Source organism: Salipiger aestuarii (assembly GCF_003259905.1).
Lineage (GTDB): Bacteria > Pseudomonadota > Alphaproteobacteria > Rhodobacterales > Rhodobacteraceae > Salipiger > Salipiger aestuarii.
Map to the genome: position 1 here is coordinate 1 of NZ_QLMG01000065.1, position 18125 is coordinate 18125.

Consider the following 18125-nt stretch of genomic DNA (forward strand, 5'->3'; position numbering starts at 1 on the left):
CCCGCAAGCTTGGCGCGCCGACGTCCGCGACAAGCTCCCCAACACAACGGCTTCACGGGTGCCGGACCTTCTGCCATGGAATTGGCAGACATCGCAGCGCCAACTCGCTACATGACCGCAGCCTACGCCGGATGCTTACCTTCCTTTGCCGGACAGGTAAGGTGCGCGGGGGGGGCCAGCCCCGCCCCCGCCCGGGGCGTTTTCGGCCGGAACAAGCGCAGGCGCCGCGCGGTCGGCGGCGCCGTGGAACATCGCTCAGGTATTGAACAGAAAGTGCAGGACGTCACCGTCCTTGACCGTGTAGGTCTTGCCCTCGGCGCGCATCTTGCCCGCTTCCTTGGCGGGTTGCTCGCCCCCCGCTGCGATGAAATCATCATAGGCGATGGTTTCGGCGCGGATGAATCCCTTTTCGAAATCGCCGTGGATCACCCCGGCCGCCTGCGGGGCCTGCGTGCCCTTGCGGATCGTCCAGGCGCGGGCCTCTTTCGGGCCGACGGTGAAATAGGTTTCAAGGTGAAGCAGTTCATAGCCCGCGCGGATCAGCCGGTCGAGACCCGCTTCTTCGAGACCCAGTTCCGACAGGAACATCTCGGCCTCTTCCGGGTCGAGCTGGCTGATCTCCTCTTCGATCTTGGCCGAGATCACGACATGGCTGTTGCCCTGCTCGGCGGCCATGGTGGCGACCGCTTGCGACAGCGCGTTGCCGGTCGCGGCCTCGGATTCATCGACGTTGCAGACGTAAAGCACCGGCTTGGCCGTCAGCAGTTGCAGCATGCGCCATTGCCTGACGTCATCGTCGTCGACCTCGACCGCGCGCGCGGGCTTGCCCTGTTCGAGCATCGCAAGCGCATCCCTCATCAGCCGTTCCTGCTGGACCGCGTCCTTGTCGCCGCCGCGCACCTTGCGGGTGATGTTGGTCAGCCGTTTTTCCAGGCTTTCCATGTCGGCGATAATCAGTTCGGTTTCGATGGTTTCGGCGTCGCTGACCGGGTCGACGCGGCCATCGACATGGGTCACGTCATCGTCTTCGAAACAGCGCAGCACATGAGCGATGGCATCGGTTTCGCGGATGTTGGCCAGGAACTGGTTGCCAAGCCCTTCGCCCTTGGACGCGCCTTTGACCAGTCCCGCGATGTCGACAAAGGTCATCCTGGTGGGGATGATGCTTTTGGACTGCGCGATGCGCGCCAGCGTGTCGAGCCGTGCGTCCGGGACCGCGACCTCGCCCACGTTGGGTTCGATCGTGCAGAAGGGAAAATTCGCCGCCTGCGCCGCGGCGGTTCTGGTCAGCGCGTTGAAGAGGGTCGATTTGCCGACGTTCGGCAGACCCACGATGCCCATGCGGAAACCCATGTGCTGCTCCTGATGCCTGAGGTTTCGCGCCTTCTAGGCGGGGATCGGCGCAAGCGCAAGCGTGGCGGGATGGCGAAGGGCGGGGCCGTGGGTCATGCGGGTGTCGATGCCTGTCGTGAAAAGAGAGAAATGCGCTTTGCGATCCACCTGTTGTTTCCGGGCAACCTGCTGCGAGGCAACGGCACGGTGCTCCGAACCCCCGACCTTGAGCACCCCGGGGTCGGCACATTGACCGCCCGCCTCGGGAACCGGCGGATGGTCATGGCCGGGACGTGGCCCTCAGCGCCGGAACAGCGCCCCACCAGAAACGGTGCAGCAGCAGCACCGCAGCGGCCCCCAGCCCGATGCACAGCCCCGACCAGATGCCCACCGGGCCCCATCCCGCCACCAGCCCCAGCGCCCAGGCCGACGGCAACCCCAGCCCCCAATAGGACAGCCCCGCGATCAGCATTGGCGCGCGCGTGTCCTGCAACCCGCGCAGCAAGCCCAGCGTCACCACCTGCAACGCGTCCACCAGCTGGAACACTGCCGCCATCATCAACAGCGCGACGCCGATCGGCAGGATGGCGTCGCGCTCGGGGTCGTCCGGCGAGAGAAACAGCGCGATCAGCCGTTCGGGGATCAGCACGAACAGCGCCACGGTGATCGCCACCGCGACGACCGACAGCCCCAGCGCCGTTCTGGCGTCGCGTTCCAGAAACGCCCCGGCATTGCGCCCCCGCGCCTGCCCCGCGCGCACCGTCGCCACGTTGGCCAGCCCCAGATGCACCATGAAGGTGGCCGACGAAATCTGTAGCGCGATGCCATGCGCCGCCAGCGGCGCGGTGCCGAACCAGCCGATAAAGATCGAGGTGGCCGCGAACAACCCGACCTCGGCCAGCGTGGTCAACCCGATGGGCCAGCCAAGGGCAAAGACTTCGGCCATGGCTTCGGGGTCGGGGCGCCAGAACCGCTGCCAGAGCGGATATTGCGGCAGGCGCAGGCGTGCATAGGCGATGACTCCGGCCAGCGACACGCCATGCGCAAGCAGGCTGGCGATGGCGGCGCCGCGGATGCCCAGTTCGGGCGCGCCCCAATGGCCAAAGATCAGCGCATAGTTCGCCGCCCCGTTTGCCAGCGCCGCCGCCACCGTGATCCAGAACACCACGCGGGTGCGTTCCAGCGCCGCAAGGTAGCTTTTCAGCACCATCGTCGCCAGCGCCGGCAACAGGCCCACGCCGGCGATGCGCAGATAGTCCCCCGCCCCGGCGGCCACCTGCGGGTTCTGGCCCAGCGCGTTCAGGATCGGTTCGGCAAACCACATCACCGGCATGGCCATTGCGAAGAACGCCCCCGACAGCCACAGCCCCATGCGCGTGACGCGGCGTATGCGCGTGTCGTCATCCGCTGTCGCGGCCTGCGCGACCATGGGCATGACCGCCCAGGCAAAGCCCGACCCGAACAGAAAGAACACCGAGAACACCGTGGTGGACAGCGTCAGCGCCGCCAACTCCGGCACGCCATAGCGCCCGATCATCGCCGCGTCGGTAAAGCTGATCGACAATTGCGCCAGATGGCCGCCGATCAGCGGCAGGCCGAGCCGCAGAATGGCCCTTGCATGGGCGCCATATGAAAGGGGGGCGGTCATGACATCGCCTCTATATCGGGCGGGGTGCCCCGGCAAGATGCCCCGCGCCTAGAACACCGTCCGCCCGGCGATCTGGAACGCCAGCAGTGCGATCACCAGCCCCGCCGCCGTCTCGATACCGCCCATGACGCGCCGCGCGGACGGGCCGCTGGCCATGTGCATCAGCGCGCCTTCGCGCACCGAGACCGAGGCCAGCGCCACCCCGACGGTGATCGTCGCCGTGCCCATCCCCATCGCGACCGCGCCAAGGATGCCCGCGACATCCAGCCCCATCCGCCACGTCAGGATCAGCAGGAACAACGCTCCGGTGCAGGGGCGTATGGCAATGGCGCCGATCAGCACCGCCGCGTCGCGCAGGCTGTGAACCTCGGCCATCTGGTCGGGGCTGGGGCCATGGGCATGGCCGCAGTCCGCGCAGCGGTGGTCATCGGGGTGGTCATGCACGCCATGATGCGCCCCGGTCCCGACCGCGCCCAGCTTTCGCGCGCCCCGCACCACCAGCCACAGCCCGACAAGACCGATGGCGACATAGCTTGCCGGGGCGAACCAGTCCTCGGCGGCATCGGTCAGCGCCCGCCGCCCCAGCCCCAGCACCGCCGCCCCCGTATAGACCACCGCGATCGCCACCCCCGCCTGCGCCAGGCTTGACACCAGCGCCAGCCCGGCGAGCTTGCGCAGCGGCACGCGCCGCCCGATGCCATATCCTCCGATCAGCAGCTTGCCATGCCCCGGCCCCGCCGCATGGAACACGCCATAGGCAAAGCAGAGCCCCGTCAGCGTCGCCAGCGCCCCCGGCTCGCCCGCGCGCAATGCCCGCAGCGCGCGGGCCATGGAGACCTGCGCGCTGTGCTGCCCTTGGGCGGCGGCCTGGGCCACGACCTCGGCCCCGCCAAAACCCCAGAGCCACAGCGCAAGCGCCCCGCCCGCCACCGCGGCGGCGATGGCTAGGGCGCGCATGTGACCATGACCTGCTGCGCATAGAGATGCCCGGCCAGAAGCTCGGTCATGCCGTCTTCGGGGATCGTGGCCAGTTCCTGTTTCATCGCGCGCGCCGCATCGTCCAGGTCGGGATCGCGCACCGACGCCTCGCACGGACCGTCGATCTCGACCCCGCGCCCAAGGGTGTAGGCGATGTAATAGGTGGGATCGTACTGCGCGATATGCAGACCCTGCGCCGGAACGGGCGCGGCCAGCGGGCGGTAATGGTCGGACAGGATGCGCCCGTCCACCACACGCACACCGCGTGCCTGCGGCGGGCCAAGAGCGACCGGCGCGCCGCCGCTTTCCAGATACAGGTCGCCTTCGTAGTCGGATGGCCAGTTGGCCATTTCGAACCCCTGCAATTCATTCATCTCCGGGTCGCTGAGCACACCGTCGCCGTCCGGGTCCAGCCCCATGTCCTCGAACAGCAGCAGCGTGAAGAACTCGTCATAGGCCCAGCTGACCGTCACCCCGGTCACCTCGCGCGCGTCGGTCACGTCAAGCCGCAGCGCGGTATCGACAAAGATATGAGGATGCGCCCCGGCGCCCGCGGCGGGCAGCAGAAGCGAAAGGACGGCAAGACAGAGGCGCATTTCGGGGAACCGGTCCTGTTGCGAAGGGGTTGATGGGCAAGGGCGGTACGAGCTGCCCGGCCTCAGGGTAAGGAACGAAACGATAGAATTCGAGTCACATTGTGCAATGGGGGGCCGATGACAACCCAGGACGAGCGAAGCGATTTCGCACCGCGTGCCCGCGGCTTTCTGACGGATCTCGCAGCGCATAACGATCGCGACTGGTTTCGCGCCGAAAAGCCGCGCTATGATGCCGAGGTCCGCCGCCCCGCCGAACATCTGGTCGCGCGGGTTGCCACCGCCCTGGCCGGCCAGACCCACAGCACGGTGCGCGCCAAGTTGTTCCGCCTGCATCGCGATGTGCGCCGTTCCGAAGACAAGACCCCGTTTTACACCCATCTGCACGCGTCATGGACACCTCCGGACGGGCACGCCTGGTATTTCGGCCTGTCGCCCGAGTATGCCGCCGCCGGCACCGGGGTCATGCAATTCGACAACGCCCAGGCCCGAGACTGGGCCACGGCGATCGACGGGCCGCAGGGCGACGCGCTGGCAGCGCTTCTGCACGATCTGAACGCCAGGCTTGACCCGCCCGAGCTGGATGCCCCGCCCGAACCGTTCGCCTGCGATCACCCCCATGCGGATCTGCTGCGGCGCACCGGCTGCGTTGTCTGGATCGACGGGCTCTATGGTGCGCTGTGCGACGATCCCGAGGCCGCGCTGCTGACCGCGTTCGACCGGCTCGCCCCAATTCACGACTGGCTGGACCGCGCGCTTTAGGGGGTGTCAGGGCGCGCTGCGCCGGGCATCCGGGTGCAGCGCGGTGCCAAGGATATGCTCCGAACGGTGGATCACATGCCCCGCCCCTCCCACGATCAGCGGATCGGGCGCGGTGGCGATGTGGCGGTCCTTGCCCGGATAATCCAGCGTCGACAGAAAATGGCGCATGCAATTCAGCCGGGCGCGTTTCTTGTCGTTGGATTTGACCACCACCCAGGGCGAATCCGCCGTGTCGGTATAAAAGAACATCGCCTCCTTGGCTTCGGTGTAATCCTCCCACTTGTCGAGGCTGGCCTTGTCGATGGGCGACAGCTTCCACTGTTTCAGCGGATCGGTCTCGCGGCTTTCAAAGCGGCGTTTCTGTTCGTCCCGCGTCACTGAAAACCAGTATTTGTAAAGCTTGATGCCGGAGCGGACGAACATCCGTTCCAGGTCAGGGGTCTGGCGCATGAACTCCAGGTAGTCGTTGGGCTCGCAAAATCCCATCACCCGCTCGACCCCGGCCCGGTTGTACCAGGATCGGTCATACAGCACGATTTCCCCGGCGGTTGGCAGATGTTCGATATAGCGCTGGAAATACCACTGGCCCCGCTCTTCCTCGGTAGGCCTGTCCAGCGCCACGACGCGGGCGTGCCGGGGGTTGAGATGTTCCGTGAACCGCTTGATCGTGCCGCCCTTTCCGGCAGCGTCGCGCCCTTCGAACAACAGCACGAACTTCTGCCCGGTCTGCTGCACCCAGAGCTGCGCCTTGAGCAGCTCGGCCTGGATCAGCGCCTTTTGGCGTTCGTAGCTGCGGCGCGACAGCTTGGTGTCATAAGGGTATTCGCCGGTTTCAAAGGCGCGGCGGATTTCGTCCGGGGTGGGCGCGTGACGGCGGATGCGCGCCTGTCGCGACTGATCGACGGCTTTGGCGGGGGCGGTGTCGTTCACCGCAAGCGGGGCGGCGGGGCCAGGGCCGGGCAACGGGGTCGGATCGGGCGTGTCGGTCATGCGGGTCCTTTCCTGTGTTCTGGCGCGTATGCCGGACGTGTGTTCCGGGCCAGATTTTGCGCCAGCATTTGGGGCCGGTATTGTGGGCCAGAATCTAGGGCCAGAATCTATGGCCTGTAGTCGGGGCCCGCGTTCCGGGCCTGAACCGCAACCTGTGGTCCACAGGGACCGTACCCGCCGGGACCTCCCGCCACCTTGACCCGTATCAACAAAGCCCGGCGCGCCCCGCGCGGACCATTGATTTCCGCCCTCCAATCCGGCAGACCTGCGCGCGACATCAGAAAGGCACGACCATGACCCGCATCGACGCGACGTTCGCCGCCCTCAGGGCCGAAGGGAAAAAGGCTTTCGTGGCCTATGTCATGGCGGGCGACCCTGATTACGAGCGCTCGCTGGATCTGGTGCGCGGACTGCCGGGCGCCGGGGTCGACGTGATCGAACTGGGCCTGCCCTTCACCGACCCCATGGCCGATGGCGAAACGATCCAGCTGGCCGGGCAGCGCGCGCTCGAATCGGGGATGACGCTGAACCGCACGCTGCAACTGGTGCGCGATTTCCGCGCCGGCGACGATACCACGCCCATCGTGATGATGGGATATTACAACCCGATCTACAACCATGGTGTCGACCGCTTTCTGGTCGATGCCAGGGAGGCCGGCGTCGACGGGCTGATCGTGGTCGATCTGCCCCCCGAGGAAGACGAGGAACTGTGCCTTCCCGCCCAGGCCGCGGGCCTGAATTTCATTCGCCTCGCAACCCCCACCACCGACGACACGCGCCTGCCCAAGGTGCTGCAAAACACCTCGGGCTTCGTGTACTATGTGTCGATCACCGGCATCACCGGCGCTGCGGCCGCACAGGCAGGCGATGTTGCGCCCGAAGTCGCCCGCATCAAGGCGGCGACCGACCTTCCGGTCATCGTCGGCTTCGGCATCCGCACGCCCGACGCGGCGCAGGGCATCGCGGGCGTCGCCGATGGCTGCGTCGTCGGCTCGGCCATCGTGGCGGCGCAGGCAGACGGCAAAACCGCAGCCGATGTGCTGTCCTTCGTCAAAACCCTTGCGGATGGCGCCCACCGCGCCTGACTGCGCACCCCGTCCCGGCACCGCGCAACCTCCGGCATGGCTCGGGCAGGCATGTGCTCGGCAGGATGAAGACAAGGCGCCGCGCCCCGGCTTCATCTTGCCCCTTGAACTCCGGGGGGCCCGAAGGGCGGGGGCAGCGCCCCCTGTGCCCGTCGCGCCTGATGACCGTCGCGCCTGATTCCCGCGAGCGGCCTATTGCGCGGCGATGCGCGCGGCGCCCTCAAGGCCCGCGCCCTCGTCACAGCCCAGCATGATGTTCAGGTTCTGAACCGCCGCGCCCGACGCGCCCTTGCCGAGGTTATCCAGCACCGCCACCAGAACCGCCGCCCCCGATCCGGGATTGCCATGCACCGACAGTTCAAGCCGGTTGGTGCCGTTCAGCCGCTGGGGCATCACGCGGGGTTCGTGAACCGACGGCGCGACCACGGAGACGAACCGTTCCCGCGCATAGGCGGCTTCAAGCGCGGCCTGCGCGGCGGCCATCCCGTCGGCGCCAAGCCGGGGAAGCTGAACCGCCACCGCCATGCCCTGCGCGTAATCCCCGACAGAGGGAACGAACACCGGGGCGGCGGTGAGCAGCCCGTGCCTGCCGATTTCGGGCAGGTGCTTGTGACCCTGGGACGCCGCATAGAGAAAGCCACCGCTTGTTTCGCCAGAGTCGAATTCCGCGATCATCGCCTTGCCGCCACCGGTGTATCCGGACACACCCGAGATCGCCAGCGCGGCATCGGGGGCCAGCACGCCAGCGTCGACCAGCGGGCGAATCAGCGCGATGGCGCAGGTCGACCAGCAGCCGGGATTGGACACCAGCCGCGCCGCCGCGATCGCCTCGCGCTGGCCCTTTGCCATTTCGGGAAAGCCGTAGGCCCAGCCATCGGCCACCCGGTGCGCGGTGGACGCATCAATGATCCGGGTGCCGTGCGGTTCCGACAGCGCCACCGTTTCGCGCGCGGCGTCATCGGGCAGGCACAGGATCGCCACATCGGCCTCGGCCAGCGCATCGGAGCGCGCGCCCGTGTCCTTTCGCAGCTCGTGCGGCAGATGAACCAGCAAGATGTCGGCGCGCGCCGCAAGGCGCTCGCGAATCTGCAATCCCGTTGTGCCGGCTTCGCCGTCGATGAACACTTTCCAGGCCATGTGTGCCTCCGTTGATGCATGATCGCCCCTTAGCACAGCGCGGGGGTGATGGAAACGCGTGGTATCGTGACGGCCCGGCGCGGCTTTGGACATATGTGGCGCGCACATCGCGGTATTCGCGCGAGAAGATTGCGCCATATGCGCCAAGGCGGTAAGAAAACCTGACCGGTTTGAAGAAAGGGAGGGCCTCATGCCCGTGATCACCGAGATCGAGGACCTCAGGCGCATCTACAAACGCCGCGTGCCCAAGATGTTCTATGACTATTGCGAAAGCGGCAGCTGGAGCGAACAGACCTTTCGCGAGAACCTGTCGGATTTCGAGCAGATCTATCTGCGTCAGCGCGTGGCGATCGACATGACCGGGCGCAGCACGGCGTCGCAGATGATCGGTCAGGACGTGGCGATGCCGGTGGCGCTGGCACCCGTCGGGATGACCGGCATGCAGCACGCCGACGGTGAAATTCACGCCGCCCGTGCCGCCGGAAAGTTCGGCGTTCCCTATTGTCTTTCGACCATGTCCATCTGTTCGATCGAAGATGTGGCCGAAAACACCGACGCGCCGTTCTGGTTGCAGGTCTACACGATGAAGGACGACGATTACACCCAGCGGCTGTTTGACCGGGCCAGGGCGGCGAAATGTTCCGCGGCGGTCATCACGGTCGATCTGCAGATGCTGGGGCAGCGCCACAAGGATATCAAGAACGGGCTGTCCGCCCCGCCCAAGCTGACTGCGAAATCCATCGCAGACATGAGCTGGCGTGTGCCCTGGGGGCTGGAAATGCTTCGGACCAAGCGGCGGTTCTTCGGCAATATCGTCGGTCACGCCAAGGGCGTCGGCGATGCCAGCAGCCTCAGCGACTGGACGCATCACAATTTCGACCAGGGGCTGAACTGGGACCGCATCCGCGAATTCCGCCGGATGTGGGACGGCCCGCTGATCATCAAGGGCATCATGGACCCGCGCGACGCGCTGGAGGCGTGCAATGTCGGTGCCGATGCCATCGTGGTCAGCAACCACGGCGGGCGGCAGCTGGACGGCGCGCTGAGTTCGATCCGCGCGCTCGGGCCCATCATGGATGCGGTGGGCGACCGGATCGAGGTGCACCTCGACAGCGGCGTGCGGTCGGGCCAGGACGTGCTCAAGGCCCTCGCCATGGGCGCCAAGGGGTGCTGGATCGGGCGGGCCTATGTCTATGGTCTTGGCGCCATGGGCGAGCGGGGCGTGTCCGAGGCGCTGCGCGTCATCCACAAGGAGCTGGACGTGTCCATGGGGCTGTGCGGCCGCACGGACGTCCGTGCGCTGGACCGGGACATCCTGATGATCCCGCGCGGCTTTTCGGGCGACTGGGAAGACTGAGACGTGGCGGCACGCGGCCCGGCCGCGGGGGGATGACCGGCGGACCGATTGTGAGAATCGCCGCCACCGCGCAGAACGCGGCAGGCAGACCGACGGCGCCGGTCAATCCGCCGATGAACGGCGGGCGGGCGAAAACCCCGCGCGGTGCGCTGTCGGACGGGCCGTCGGCCCGGCGATGACGATTTCGACCCGCAGCGCGGTGGCGGCGATGCCGGCCGCGCCCGTGATCGCCCGCCTGTCGGTGATCGGCTGCGCAGAAAGCAGTTGAGAAAGCCGCCAATCCAGTCTAATGGGGCGGCTCTTATGCGGGGTGACAGCCTTGGAGGCACCCCGCCCTTATCATATGGAGATACGACATGGCTGGTGAGATTCCTGATCTCGAAGTCCTGGAACGGTCGGGGACGGGCAAGGGCGCCGCTCGGCAGGCCCGCCGCGATGGCATGGTTCCGGGCATCCTTTTCGGTGGCGAGGGCGACCCCCTGGCCATCCAGATGCCCTTCAACGTCCTGCTCAAGCGCCTGAAGGCAGGCCGCTTCAAGTCGACGCTGTTCAATCTGAAGATGGAAGGCAAGGACGATGTCCGCGTGATCTGCCGCGACGTGCAGCGGGACGTGGTCAAGGACCTTCCGACCCATTTCGACCTGATGCGCTTGCGCCGCACCAGCCGGATCGCTCTTTATATCCACGTTGATTTCATCAACGAGGACAAGGCCCCCGGCATCAAGAAGGGTGGCGTGCTGACCATCGTGCGTCAGGAAGTCGAGCTGAACGTGCTGGCTGGCGACATCCCCGACCACATCACCGTGGATCTTGAGGGCAAGGACATCGGCGACGTGATCCACATCTCGGACGTGGTGCTGCCCGAAGGCGCGCGACCGACCATCGACCGCGATTTCGTCATCGCCAACATCTCGGCGCCGCGCGGCCTGAAAGCCGCGGCTGACGACGAGCCCGAAGAGACCGCCGAAGAATAAGCTCCGGCATTTCGACAGCTTTCGACGGCCCCGCCAGCGATCGGCGGGGCCGTTTTGCGTTTGTCCGCCTGCCCGCCCCCGCGATCCGCGAAAGCCCCGGGAAAAACACCGCTTGTGCCACAATCGCGGCCAACCGGCGCCCGATTGCCTCTTTATGCCCGATTGACAACGCCGCTAGCGGCCAGGGGCGACGTTCCGCCCGGAACGGACGGATCGGCCGGAAATCGACCGGAAAAGGGCACGGGAATGAAGGATTACGCAGCACCCTACGCGCAGGATTTGGCGAACGGTCCCGGACTGCTTGATCACGTCGCTCACAGCGCGCCCCGCCCCGATCGCGGCCCCCGCGTGGCGGTCATCCTGCCCTGCCATAACGAGGCCGCCGCCATTGGCCAGACCGTGCGCCAGTTCCGCGCCGCGCTGCCACGGGCGCAGATCTATGTCTATGACAACAAGTCGACCGATGGCACTGCCCAGGTCGCCCGCAACGCCGGTGCCATCGTCCGGTTCGAACCGCGCAAGGGCAAGGGCAACGTCGTGCGCCGCATGTTCGCCGACGTCGAGGCTGACGTCTATGTCATGGCCGATGGCGATGCGACCTACGATGCCTCCAGCGCCCCGGCGATGATCGCGCGGCTGATCGACGACAAGCTCGACATGGTCAACGGCGCACGCCTCAGCACCGACGCGGCCGCCTATCGCGCCGGACACAGGTTCGGCAACCGGCTGCTGACAGGGCTGGTTCAAACGCTGTTCTCGCGCCAGTTCAAGGACATGCTGTCGGGCTACCGGGTGTTTTCGCGCCGCTTTGTCAAAAGCTTTCCGGCGCTCAGCCAGGGGTTCGAGATCGAAACCGAACTGACCGTGCACACGCTGCAACTGCGCATGCCCGCCGATGAGATCGAAACGCCCTATTGCGCGCGGCCCGACAACTCGACGTCCAAGCTCAGCACCTATCGCGACGGTTTCCGCATTCTCAAGATGATCGGCCTGCTGGTCAAAGAGGAAAAGCCGCTGCAGTTCTTCGCCGCGGTGGCCGGAATCCTGGCGCTGCCCTCGGCGGCGGTGTTCGTGTCGATCCTGGCGGAATTCATCGAAACCGGGCTGGTCGCGCGGTTCCCGTCGCTGTTGGTGTCGCTGACCGGGATCGGGCTGGCGGCGCTGTCACTGGTTTGCGCGGTAATCCTGGAAACCGTGGCGCGGGGCCGACGCGAGGCGCGTTACATGACCTATCTTCAGATTGCAGGCCCCGAGGGCCGTCACATCCCCGGCCCTCGGGGCTGAGGGTAAACCGGGGGCGGTGATGATCCTAGCGATTCAGAACGTGTCGCGCCGAAATGAAATTGACCACCATTCCCGCCGCCGTGGCGGGAACCAGCGCCAGCACGGGCAGCGCGCGGGCGATGTCGCTGACGCTCAGCACCGCCAGGAACGCCGTGTAATTGACCGCCAGCCCCAGCGCCATGGCTGCGAGATAGGACAGGAATTCGCGCAGCGTCGGCGCCGCAGCGGTGCGGAAGGTCAGCCTGCGGTTGACGCCCCAGGTGACCAGCACCGCCGCCAGGAACGAGGGCAGCCGCGCCAGCGCCGGGCTCAGCCCCAGCATTGTGCCCAGCATCAGAACGCCCGCGTCCGTCGCGAACCCAAGCCCGCCCGCAACGGCAAAGCCGACCAGATGGCGGCGCGTGGCGGGTTTTGGGGCTTGGCGCGATTGGGGCACGGGCGGATCTCGCAGGGTGAAGCGCGGCAATTGATGCACGCAGGGCGCCGGCAAGATCAAGCATTGCCTGCACTTCTTGCCCCGTCGTGGCATGCGGATCACGCCTTTTCAAATGATACCGAAAGCGGCACGCCCGCTTCCCTTGAACACGAGCAGCCCCGATGAGCCAGACCCGAACGCCCCTTTGCCACGACCGACTGCGATGGATTCCTGTCGCCGTTTTCATCTACCTTTGCGCCATCACGATCAGCAAGATCACCGGCCTGCCCGAATTTCTGGTCGGCATGACGAACGATTCAGCCATGCGACTGGTCGAGGTGCGCGACCTGCTGAATGGTCAGCCCTGGTTCGATCTGGATCAGACGCGGCTTGGGCTGGAAGGCGGGTTCGAAATGCACTGGTCGCGTCTGATCGACGCGCCGATTGCCGGGCTCATTCTGCTGCTGGATCTGTTCACCAGCCGCGCCAGGGCCGAATACCTGGTGATCGTCGCCTGGCCTCTGATCATGCTGGGCCTTGTCATGTGGCTTGTCGGGCGCATCGCCGCAACCCTGCACGGGCCGCGCGCGGCGCCCCTTGCCGCGGCGCTGTCGGGATTCATGATGTTGCAGGAAGCGCGGTTTCTGCCCGGCGCCATCGACCATCATAACGTGCAGATCGTGCTGTTGCTGGTTACGATGCTGGGCGTTCTGGGACGCCACGACAGCCGCGCGCTGCCCGCAGGCGCCGGGGCGGCGCTGGCTGCCTCGCTTGCCATCGGAGTGGAAACCCTGCCGTTGCTGGCGGTCTGCACCTTCGGCATGGTCGGATTCTGGCTGGCGCGCGGCACGCCCGAGCGCGCCGCGACGCTGCGCTTTGCCGGTGGGGGCATTGGCGGGCTGGCGGTGCTGTTTCCCGCAACCGCACCCGCCTCGGCCTACGCGGGGGGCTTTTGCGACGCGCTGTCGGTCGATCTTGCGCTGCCCGCGGCGCTGGGACTTGGCGCGATGGCCGCCTGCGCATACGCCGTATCGGGCCGCGCGCTTGCGGTGCGGGCGGGCATCCTGGCGGCGCTTTTTGCCGCCGTGGGGGCATTCGCGCTGGCGGTGATGCCGTCGTGCCTGCACAATCCGCTAGAGTCGCTTGATCCCTATCTGGTCGACCGCTGGCTGACCTTCGTCACCGAAGCGCGGAGCCTGGGCGACCTGATCGCCGGACCCGCCATGCCGTACCTGTTCGGCTACTACGCCCTTGGCCTTGCGGCGATGACGATCGCGGCCGGTTTCGCCTGGGCGCGCAAAAGCGGCGACTGGCTGCTGATGACGGTGCTGCTGGCGGGCGCGCTGACCATCACAATCTATCAGTTGCGCGGAGCTCCGGCCCTGCTCGCGATCTCGGCCCCGGTGCTGGGCGTTCTCGTCACGCGCCTGCACGAAGACTGGCGGGCCAGGCGGCGCCCGGCTGCCGGGATCGGGGCGATCGCCTGTTGCGTGCTGGCGATGCCGATGACCTGGGGCGAATTTTCAAACGGGGCGAGCGCCGTGCTAAGCCGCGTTGCCGGGCCGGCCGAAGCCGCGCTTGCGCCCCGAAAGGACAGGCGGGCCTGCTTTACCCCCCAATCCCTGTCCGCGCTGGCAGCGCTGCCGACCGGCGTGGTGTCGGCACCGTCGAACTTCGGAGCCCAGATCCTGCTGCACAGCGATCACCGGACCCTGTCCGGCCCCTATCACCGCAACCAGTCCGGCATGCGCCGCCAGCTTGAAATCACCATGGCCGCCACGCCCGAGGCAGCAAAGGCCTTGCTGGTCGACACCGGCATCGACTATGTCGTCCTGTGCCCCGACGACCCCGAGCTGGCCACGCTGCATCGTCACGGGTTCACCGGCTTCGGGCATCTGCTGGAAACCGGCGAGCGTCCCGATTTTCTGACGCGGGTGCCCCACGGCGACGCGAACAGCGGGCTGATGATCCTTGCGATGCGCCAGGCGGATTCGGGGGCTAGGGCGCCAGACGAGTGACGGTCAGCGTCACCTTGCCCCGGTTGTTGCCGTAAAGGCGCCAGACATCATTGGCGTAGCAATAAAGATACCCGCTGTGACGGGGTGAAAACGTGCCGCCCGCGCCGATGGCGAGGGTCTCGTGCGGGATCACCTTGCCGCGCGCCTCATCCGCACCGCGCCCGTTGGCGATCACGCCGACCAGCGAGAACCACGGCAGATGCGCCGCGCGACGGGCCCCCCAGACCACGGCGCTGCCATTGCCCGGCCTGCGCCGCAGCCGGGTCTGCAGGGCGTTCGAGGGCGCCGACAGCAGCCAGAACGCCTTGAACAGCGCCTGTCCCGGTTCCGGCCCGGCCGGCGTGCAGCGAATGCCCAGATCCAGCCATTCGCCTGACGCCTCAAGGCGATAGCGGTTGCCCTTGTCCAGCCAGAGGCCGGTGGCGTTCCAGCGTTCGCGGGCAAAGACCGGCAGGCGCGCCGTCCCGTCCAGGCGGCGCTCGGGCCAATAGTCCGGTTGATCGAGCGGCGGGCTTTGCCGCCGGGCCTGAACGCAGGGATGAACCGCATCCGACGGCAGATCAAGACGGGGCACCGCGCGGGGCCGCCGGCGCCCGAGAACGGCAAAGATCCCCCGCGCGGAGCGATGCCTGACGCCGCGCGCGTCCGGCGCGATCTGCGACAGCGCCCGTGCATCGAACGTCAGCCCGCAGGCCGCCGCCTCGTCGATCATCCAGCGCAGCGAAATATCCCCCAGCCCCCGTTCCCGGTAGCCGCCGCCGATGTCGGCATGCACGCCGGGAAACCATACCTGCCGGATGTCGCGCCCCGCGTCATGGCCCTGCCACAGCGTCGGGGAAAAGCTTTGCCGCCGCTCGTCGATGGCCAGCGCGTGGCGCGCGGTCTGCACCGACTTTCCCAGATGCGTGTCGTGAAACCGGTACCGGCTGACCCGTCGCAACACGTTGATGCCGAAATCCTGCGGTATCCCCAGCGCGCCCACGGTATCCCACACGCCCATGAAGCGGATCGGCACATCCAGCGCCCGGGGCAGCGGCGTGTCCCACACCGTTCCCGCAGGCAGGCGCCGATAGGCGGCATAGGCCGCGTCCACCCGATCCCAGCGCGCGGATTCCCCCGTAACGGCGCCCAGATCCAGCAGCCCGCAGCGCGCGATCATCCCGGCAAGGCTGCGCACCGCATAGGCGCCGCGGGAAAACCCGAACAGAAACAGCGCGTCGCCGGGTTTCCAGGTGGTGGCAAGCCAGTGATAGGCGCTCTTGATGTCCTCGCCCAGACCGATGCCCAACCCGCCCTCACGCAGGCGGCGCAACAGACCCCCCGACGTGCCGACGCCAAACCTGTAATAGGCGGTCTGCGCCAGCCCGTCCGGCCCTGCCCTGACAAGGCTCGCCTTCAGCCGGACCACATTCGTCGGCGACGGCAGACCGTTCACCTCCTGTTCGGGGCTGTTCCACGTCCCGTCGCAACATATCACCAGCCGTGCCATTCCGGGATCCTCAATAACTTCGGTTGAAACACTCACAGGATGCCGCCATCCGCCCCGCACGCGTCAAGGGTGAAAATTCCGGCCGGCCCTGCGGCGGTCCGGGCGGCAGCATTCCACGGCACCGGACAGTTCGAAAAATGTCTAAAGTCCTTGGCTCTTTCCGCGCCTTCGACCCACGGGCGGTGAGCATAGATTTACACATTTCGACATATGAATGGACGCAAGTTTTGCCGGAGTGACGATGAGATACCAATCGATTGAAAGCGCATGTGAGGTGGCTCTGACGCTCTGTCTTGCGACAGCTGAACCTGTCTGCGCCGACAGGCTGCGGACCGGCGGCGCCGGCGTTGCGCTTGGCGCGATGGCCAATCCGGGCGGGGCGTTCCAAACGCGAAATCCCGGTGCTACGGTCGAAATTCTGCCAAGCCCCGGCGGCGGTGTCGAAATCACGGCACCGGCCGCCGGTGTTCCTGATCCGACGGTCGGTTCACGCCCGTTGAAGGACAGCGAAATCGAACCGGTCATCGAGGCGCGTCTCTTTATGCCACCACGCTGCCGGTCATCGTCACATCGCCCGAAACCCGGACCGACGGAACCACCACCACCCGCCAGCTTGCGGGCATGAACGCGGGCACGCTGCCGACCTGGCCGCCCGGCGAACGCGGGCGCATCGTACTGCGGTCGTACTGCGACCCGCGTCCGAAACCAGATGCAGATCCTGCGCGCGCTGTCGGACGACGTGGCACAGGCGATGCGCGCGGCATTCGAAGACACGGGCCTTGTGATGATGACAAACGATCCGAAAACCGCTGACATCCTTAAAAACGTCAGCGGATCCATCGGCGCTGTCGCGCCGGGGCAGATCGCGACGGAAAAGCGCCGCCAGAAGGGTCTTGCGCCGGATGGCATCCTGCCACAGCCGTCCGCGCGAACCGATGACGGGTCACGAAACGGCCCGGCGCCCCAAACCGGCATGGCATTTCACAAGAGCCTGTATCTGGTTCAGACATCCGCTGTTTCGCCCGCTGCGCAAGCGTTTGCTGCCGTTGTCCATCCCCCCCCGAAGGGCAGGACACCCTGGATTCATTCGATCACGCCACGCCGCAGGAATAACATGAAAAACGCGCCCCTTCATACTGCCTCTTCGGTACCGGTCGCGGCCACACATCTTGCGACGGTTGTGGCGCTGATTGTTGCGGTGCTTGTCGCCGTTCTGCCCCCGATGCTGCATTTTCATTTCGCCCAGCAATTTGTTAGGGGTGTATCCCCTTGACGCAAGTTTTGACTCGCGCCGGAACTTTTGAGGGGCTATCCATGCCATATGGTGGACGTCCTCAAGATTTTTCGAGCAACGAAGGAGATTAGCTTCTTCCCCGGCTGGTCGAGGCCAGAGGCAGAAACGGGTTACGTTTTCTTCGACGCGCCCTTGGAAATCGGCGGCGTAACCGAAACGGGGTTGGTCTTGCATGGCGGTTGTTACGAAACCTACCCGGACTGCAATGTTACCTTTGAGTTGCGGATAGCAAAATCTCCGGGTCGGCGCTGCCTTCCTATGGAGAGGATAGATTGGCGGTCTCTTTCTGGAGGGCATTCAAACATCAGAGGGCCAGCGTCCGAATGGTCTGGGGCAAAAGTGTCAGATACCCACCTGCATGAGTTCGATCTGAACTGGACAGGAAGTCCCGAGAGGTTGAGGAAAAATGGTTTGACGGTTGCGAGAGAAATCACGGAAGCCGATCTCGTGTGGTAATCCTCCCATTTTTAATGGGGTCCAGCCGTAGAATTCATGCGGCTATTTTAAGTTTCATGGCGGGTGTTATGCCGCCAATGCCCATGTTGGGTCGCTCGTTGTTGTAAGTCCAGAGCCATTCGGTTGCCTGATCTTGTGCCTCCTCAATGGTTTCAAAGATGTATTGGCTCAGCCATTCACCGCGAACCGTGCGGTTGTATCGCTCAATATAGGCGTTCTGCTGGGGCTTGCCCGGCTGGATATGTTCAAGCCGAACACCTTGCTTCTCAGCCCATTCCATCAGCTTTCCACTGATGTATTCTGGGCCGTTGTC

At 66.0% G+C, this 18125-nt stretch carries 17 protein-coding genes; 7 read left to right on the plus strand and 10 right to left on the minus strand.

Annotation, left to right across the window (positions count from 1 at the left end):
- Positions 1-255: 255 nt before the first annotated feature.
- The 4 genes from ychF to ATI53_RS20625 form a co-directional block, all read right to left on the minus strand.
- Positions 256-1353 (minus strand): redox-regulated ATPase YchF, encoded by a 1098-nt coding sequence (gene ychF, locus ATI53_RS20610; RefSeq protein ID WP_111551247.1) that lies wholly within the window; start codon positions 1351-1353, stop codon positions 256-258.
- A 259-nt stretch (positions 1354-1612) separates the two neighbouring features.
- Positions 1613-2980 (minus strand): MATE family efflux transporter, encoded by a 1368-nt coding sequence (locus ATI53_RS20615; RefSeq protein ID WP_009506788.1) that lies wholly within the window; start codon positions 2978-2980, stop codon positions 1613-1615.
- 48 nt (positions 2981-3028) lie between these two features.
- Positions 3029-3937, minus strand: a complete 909-nt coding sequence (locus ATI53_RS20620; RefSeq protein WP_009506789.1) for a nickel/cobalt transporter — start codon at positions 3935-3937, stop codon at positions 3029-3031.
- Entirely contained in the window at positions 3925-4554 is a 630-nt protein-coding gene (locus tag ATI53_RS20625) for a DUF1007 family protein (protein ID WP_111551248.1), read from the minus strand. Before ATI53_RS20625 ends, ATI53_RS20620 begins: the two co-directional genes overlap by 13 nt.
- Positions 4555-4671: 117 nt before the next feature.
- Here ATI53_RS20625 and ATI53_RS20630 point away from each other — a divergent pair, with 117 nt between their 5' ends.
- Positions 4672-5313 (plus strand): TIGR02453 family protein, encoded by a 642-nt coding sequence (locus ATI53_RS20630; protein WP_111551249.1) that lies wholly within the window; start codon positions 4672-4674, stop codon positions 5311-5313.
- 6 nt (positions 5314-5319) lie between these two features.
- On the opposite strand, the gene ppk2 is transcribed toward ATI53_RS20630, so the two are convergent.
- A complete protein-coding gene (ppk2, locus tag ATI53_RS20635; RefSeq protein ID WP_009506792.1) occupies positions 5320-6303 on the minus strand; it encodes a polyphosphate kinase 2 in 984 nt (327 codons plus the stop codon).
- Between the two features lie 293 nt (positions 6304-6596).
- On the opposite strand from ppk2, the gene trpA reads away from it, so the two are divergent.
- Positions 6597-7388 (plus strand): tryptophan synthase subunit alpha, encoded by a 792-nt coding sequence (trpA, locus tag ATI53_RS20640; protein ID WP_111551250.1) that lies wholly within the window; start codon positions 6597-6599, stop codon positions 7386-7388.
- A gap of 192 nt (positions 7389-7580) precedes the next feature.
- Here trpA and argC read toward each other — a convergent pair whose 3' ends face one another.
- Positions 7581-8525: an N-acetyl-gamma-glutamyl-phosphate reductase gene (argC, locus tag ATI53_RS20645; RefSeq protein ID WP_111551251.1), complete on the minus strand. Its 945-nt coding sequence runs from the start codon at positions 8523-8525 to the stop codon at positions 7581-7583.
- A gap of 190 nt (positions 8526-8715) precedes the next feature.
- On the opposite strand from argC, the gene ATI53_RS20650 reads away from it, so the two are divergent.
- The 3 genes from ATI53_RS20650 (at position 8716) to ATI53_RS20660 (ending at position 12140) form a co-directional block, all read left to right on the plus strand.
- The gene (locus ATI53_RS20650; protein WP_009506795.1) at positions 8716-9882 is read left to right on the plus strand and encodes an alpha-hydroxy acid oxidase; all 1167 of its coding nucleotides are present in this window, start codon (positions 8716-8718) and stop codon (positions 9880-9882) included.
- A 356-nt stretch (positions 9883-10238) separates the two neighbouring features.
- Positions 10239-10856, plus strand: coding sequence for a 50S ribosomal protein L25/general stress protein Ctc (locus ATI53_RS20655; RefSeq protein WP_009506797.1), 618 nt, complete (start codon positions 10239-10241; stop codon positions 10854-10856).
- Positions 10857-11102: 246 nt separating this feature from the next.
- Positions 11103-12140, plus strand: coding sequence for a glycosyltransferase family 2 protein (locus ATI53_RS20660; RefSeq protein WP_009506798.1), 1038 nt, complete (start codon positions 11103-11105; stop codon positions 12138-12140).
- Between the two features lie 25 nt (positions 12141-12165).
- Here ATI53_RS20660 and ATI53_RS20665 read toward each other — a convergent pair whose 3' ends face one another.
- Positions 12166-12576 carry a GtrA family protein gene (locus tag ATI53_RS20665; protein WP_240778644.1) on the minus strand — a complete coding sequence of 137 codons (411 nt, stop codon included), beginning with the start codon at positions 12574-12576 and terminating at the stop codon, positions 12166-12168.
- 161 nt (positions 12577-12737) lie between these two features.
- On the opposite strand from ATI53_RS20665, the gene ATI53_RS20670 reads away from it, so the two are divergent.
- Complete coding sequence (locus ATI53_RS20670; RefSeq protein WP_111551253.1) at positions 12738-14573, plus strand: phosphatidylglycerol lysyltransferase domain-containing protein; 1836 nt, start codon at positions 12738-12740, stop codon at positions 14571-14573.
- On the opposite strand, the gene ATI53_RS20675 is transcribed toward ATI53_RS20670, so the two are convergent.
- Together ATI53_RS20675 and ATI53_RS24255 are read right to left on the minus strand one after the other, a co-directional pair.
- On the minus strand, positions 14554-16062 hold the full coding sequence (locus tag ATI53_RS20675; RefSeq protein ID WP_009506801.1) for a T6SS phospholipase effector Tle1-like catalytic domain-containing protein: 1509 nt from the start codon (positions 16060-16062) through the stop codon (positions 14554-14556). The two genes, ATI53_RS20670 and ATI53_RS20675, sit on opposite strands and share 20 nt — an antisense overlap.
- A 539-nt stretch (positions 16063-16601) precedes the next feature.
- Positions 16602-16733, minus strand: a complete 132-nt coding sequence (locus tag ATI53_RS24255; protein ID WP_276613133.1) for a hypothetical protein — start codon at positions 16731-16733, stop codon at positions 16602-16604.
- 113 nt (positions 16734-16846) lie between these two features.
- On the opposite strand from ATI53_RS24255, the gene ATI53_RS20680 reads away from it, so the two are divergent.
- Positions 16847-17335, plus strand: coding sequence for a hypothetical protein (locus ATI53_RS20680; RefSeq protein WP_146609982.1), 489 nt, complete (start codon positions 16847-16849; stop codon positions 17333-17335).
- 511 nt (positions 17336-17846) lie between these two features.
- Here ATI53_RS20680 and ATI53_RS20685 read toward each other — a convergent pair.
- Positions 17847-18125 (minus strand): integrase core domain-containing protein (locus ATI53_RS20685; RefSeq protein WP_146609983.1); only part of this gene is annotated, 279 nt, incomplete at its 5' end.

Excerpts from the sequence above, each read along its gene's own strand:
- ATI53_RS20680 (WP_146609982.1), top strand. The coding sequence starts at position 16,847 with ATGATGACAAACGATCCGAAAACCGCTGACATCCTTAAAAACGTCAGC.
- argC (WP_111551251.1), bottom strand. The coding sequence starts at position 8,525 with ATGGCCTGGAAAGTGTTCATCGACGGCGAAGCCGGCACAACGGGATTG.
- ATI53_RS20675 (WP_009506801.1), bottom strand. The coding sequence starts at position 16,062 with ATGGCACGGCTGGTGATATGTTGCGACGGGACGTGGAACAGCCCCGAA.
- ATI53_RS20630 (WP_111551249.1), top strand. The coding sequence starts at position 4,672 with ATGACAACCCAGGACGAGCGAAGCGATTTCGCACCGCGTGCCCGCGGC.
- ppk2 (WP_009506792.1), bottom strand. The coding sequence starts at position 6,303 with ATGACCGACACGCCCGATCCGACCCCGTTGCCCGGCCCTGGCCCCGCC.
- ATI53_RS20655 (WP_009506797.1), top strand. The coding sequence starts at position 10,239 with ATGGCTGGTGAGATTCCTGATCTCGAAGTCCTGGAACGGTCGGGGACG.
- ATI53_RS20660 (WP_009506798.1), top strand. The coding sequence starts at position 11,103 with ATGAAGGATTACGCAGCACCCTACGCGCAGGATTTGGCGAACGGTCCC.
- trpA (WP_111551250.1), top strand. The coding sequence starts at position 6,597 with ATGACCCGCATCGACGCGACGTTCGCCGCCCTCAGGGCCGAAGGGAAA.
- ychF (WP_111551247.1), bottom strand. The coding sequence starts at position 1,353 with ATGGGTTTCCGCATGGGCATCGTGGGTCTGCCGAACGTCGGCAAATCG.
- ATI53_RS20625 (WP_111551248.1), bottom strand. The coding sequence starts at position 4,554 with ATGCGCCTCTGTCTTGCCGTCCTTTCGCTTCTGCTGCCCGCCGCGGGC.
- ATI53_RS24255 (WP_276613133.1), bottom strand. The coding sequence starts at position 16,733 with ATGCGCCCGCGTTCGCCGGGCGGCCAGGTCGGCAGCGTGCCCGCGTTC.
- ATI53_RS20620 (WP_009506789.1), bottom strand. The coding sequence starts at position 3,937 with ATGCGCGCCCTAGCCATCGCCGCCGCGGTGGCGGGCGGGGCGCTTGCG.
- ATI53_RS20670 (WP_111551253.1), top strand. The coding sequence starts at position 12,738 with ATGAGCCAGACCCGAACGCCCCTTTGCCACGACCGACTGCGATGGATT.
- ATI53_RS20615 (WP_009506788.1), bottom strand. The coding sequence starts at position 2,980 with ATGACCGCCCCCCTTTCATATGGCGCCCATGCAAGGGCCATTCTGCGG.
- ATI53_RS20650 (WP_009506795.1), top strand. The coding sequence starts at position 8,716 with ATGCCCGTGATCACCGAGATCGAGGACCTCAGGCGCATCTACAAACGC.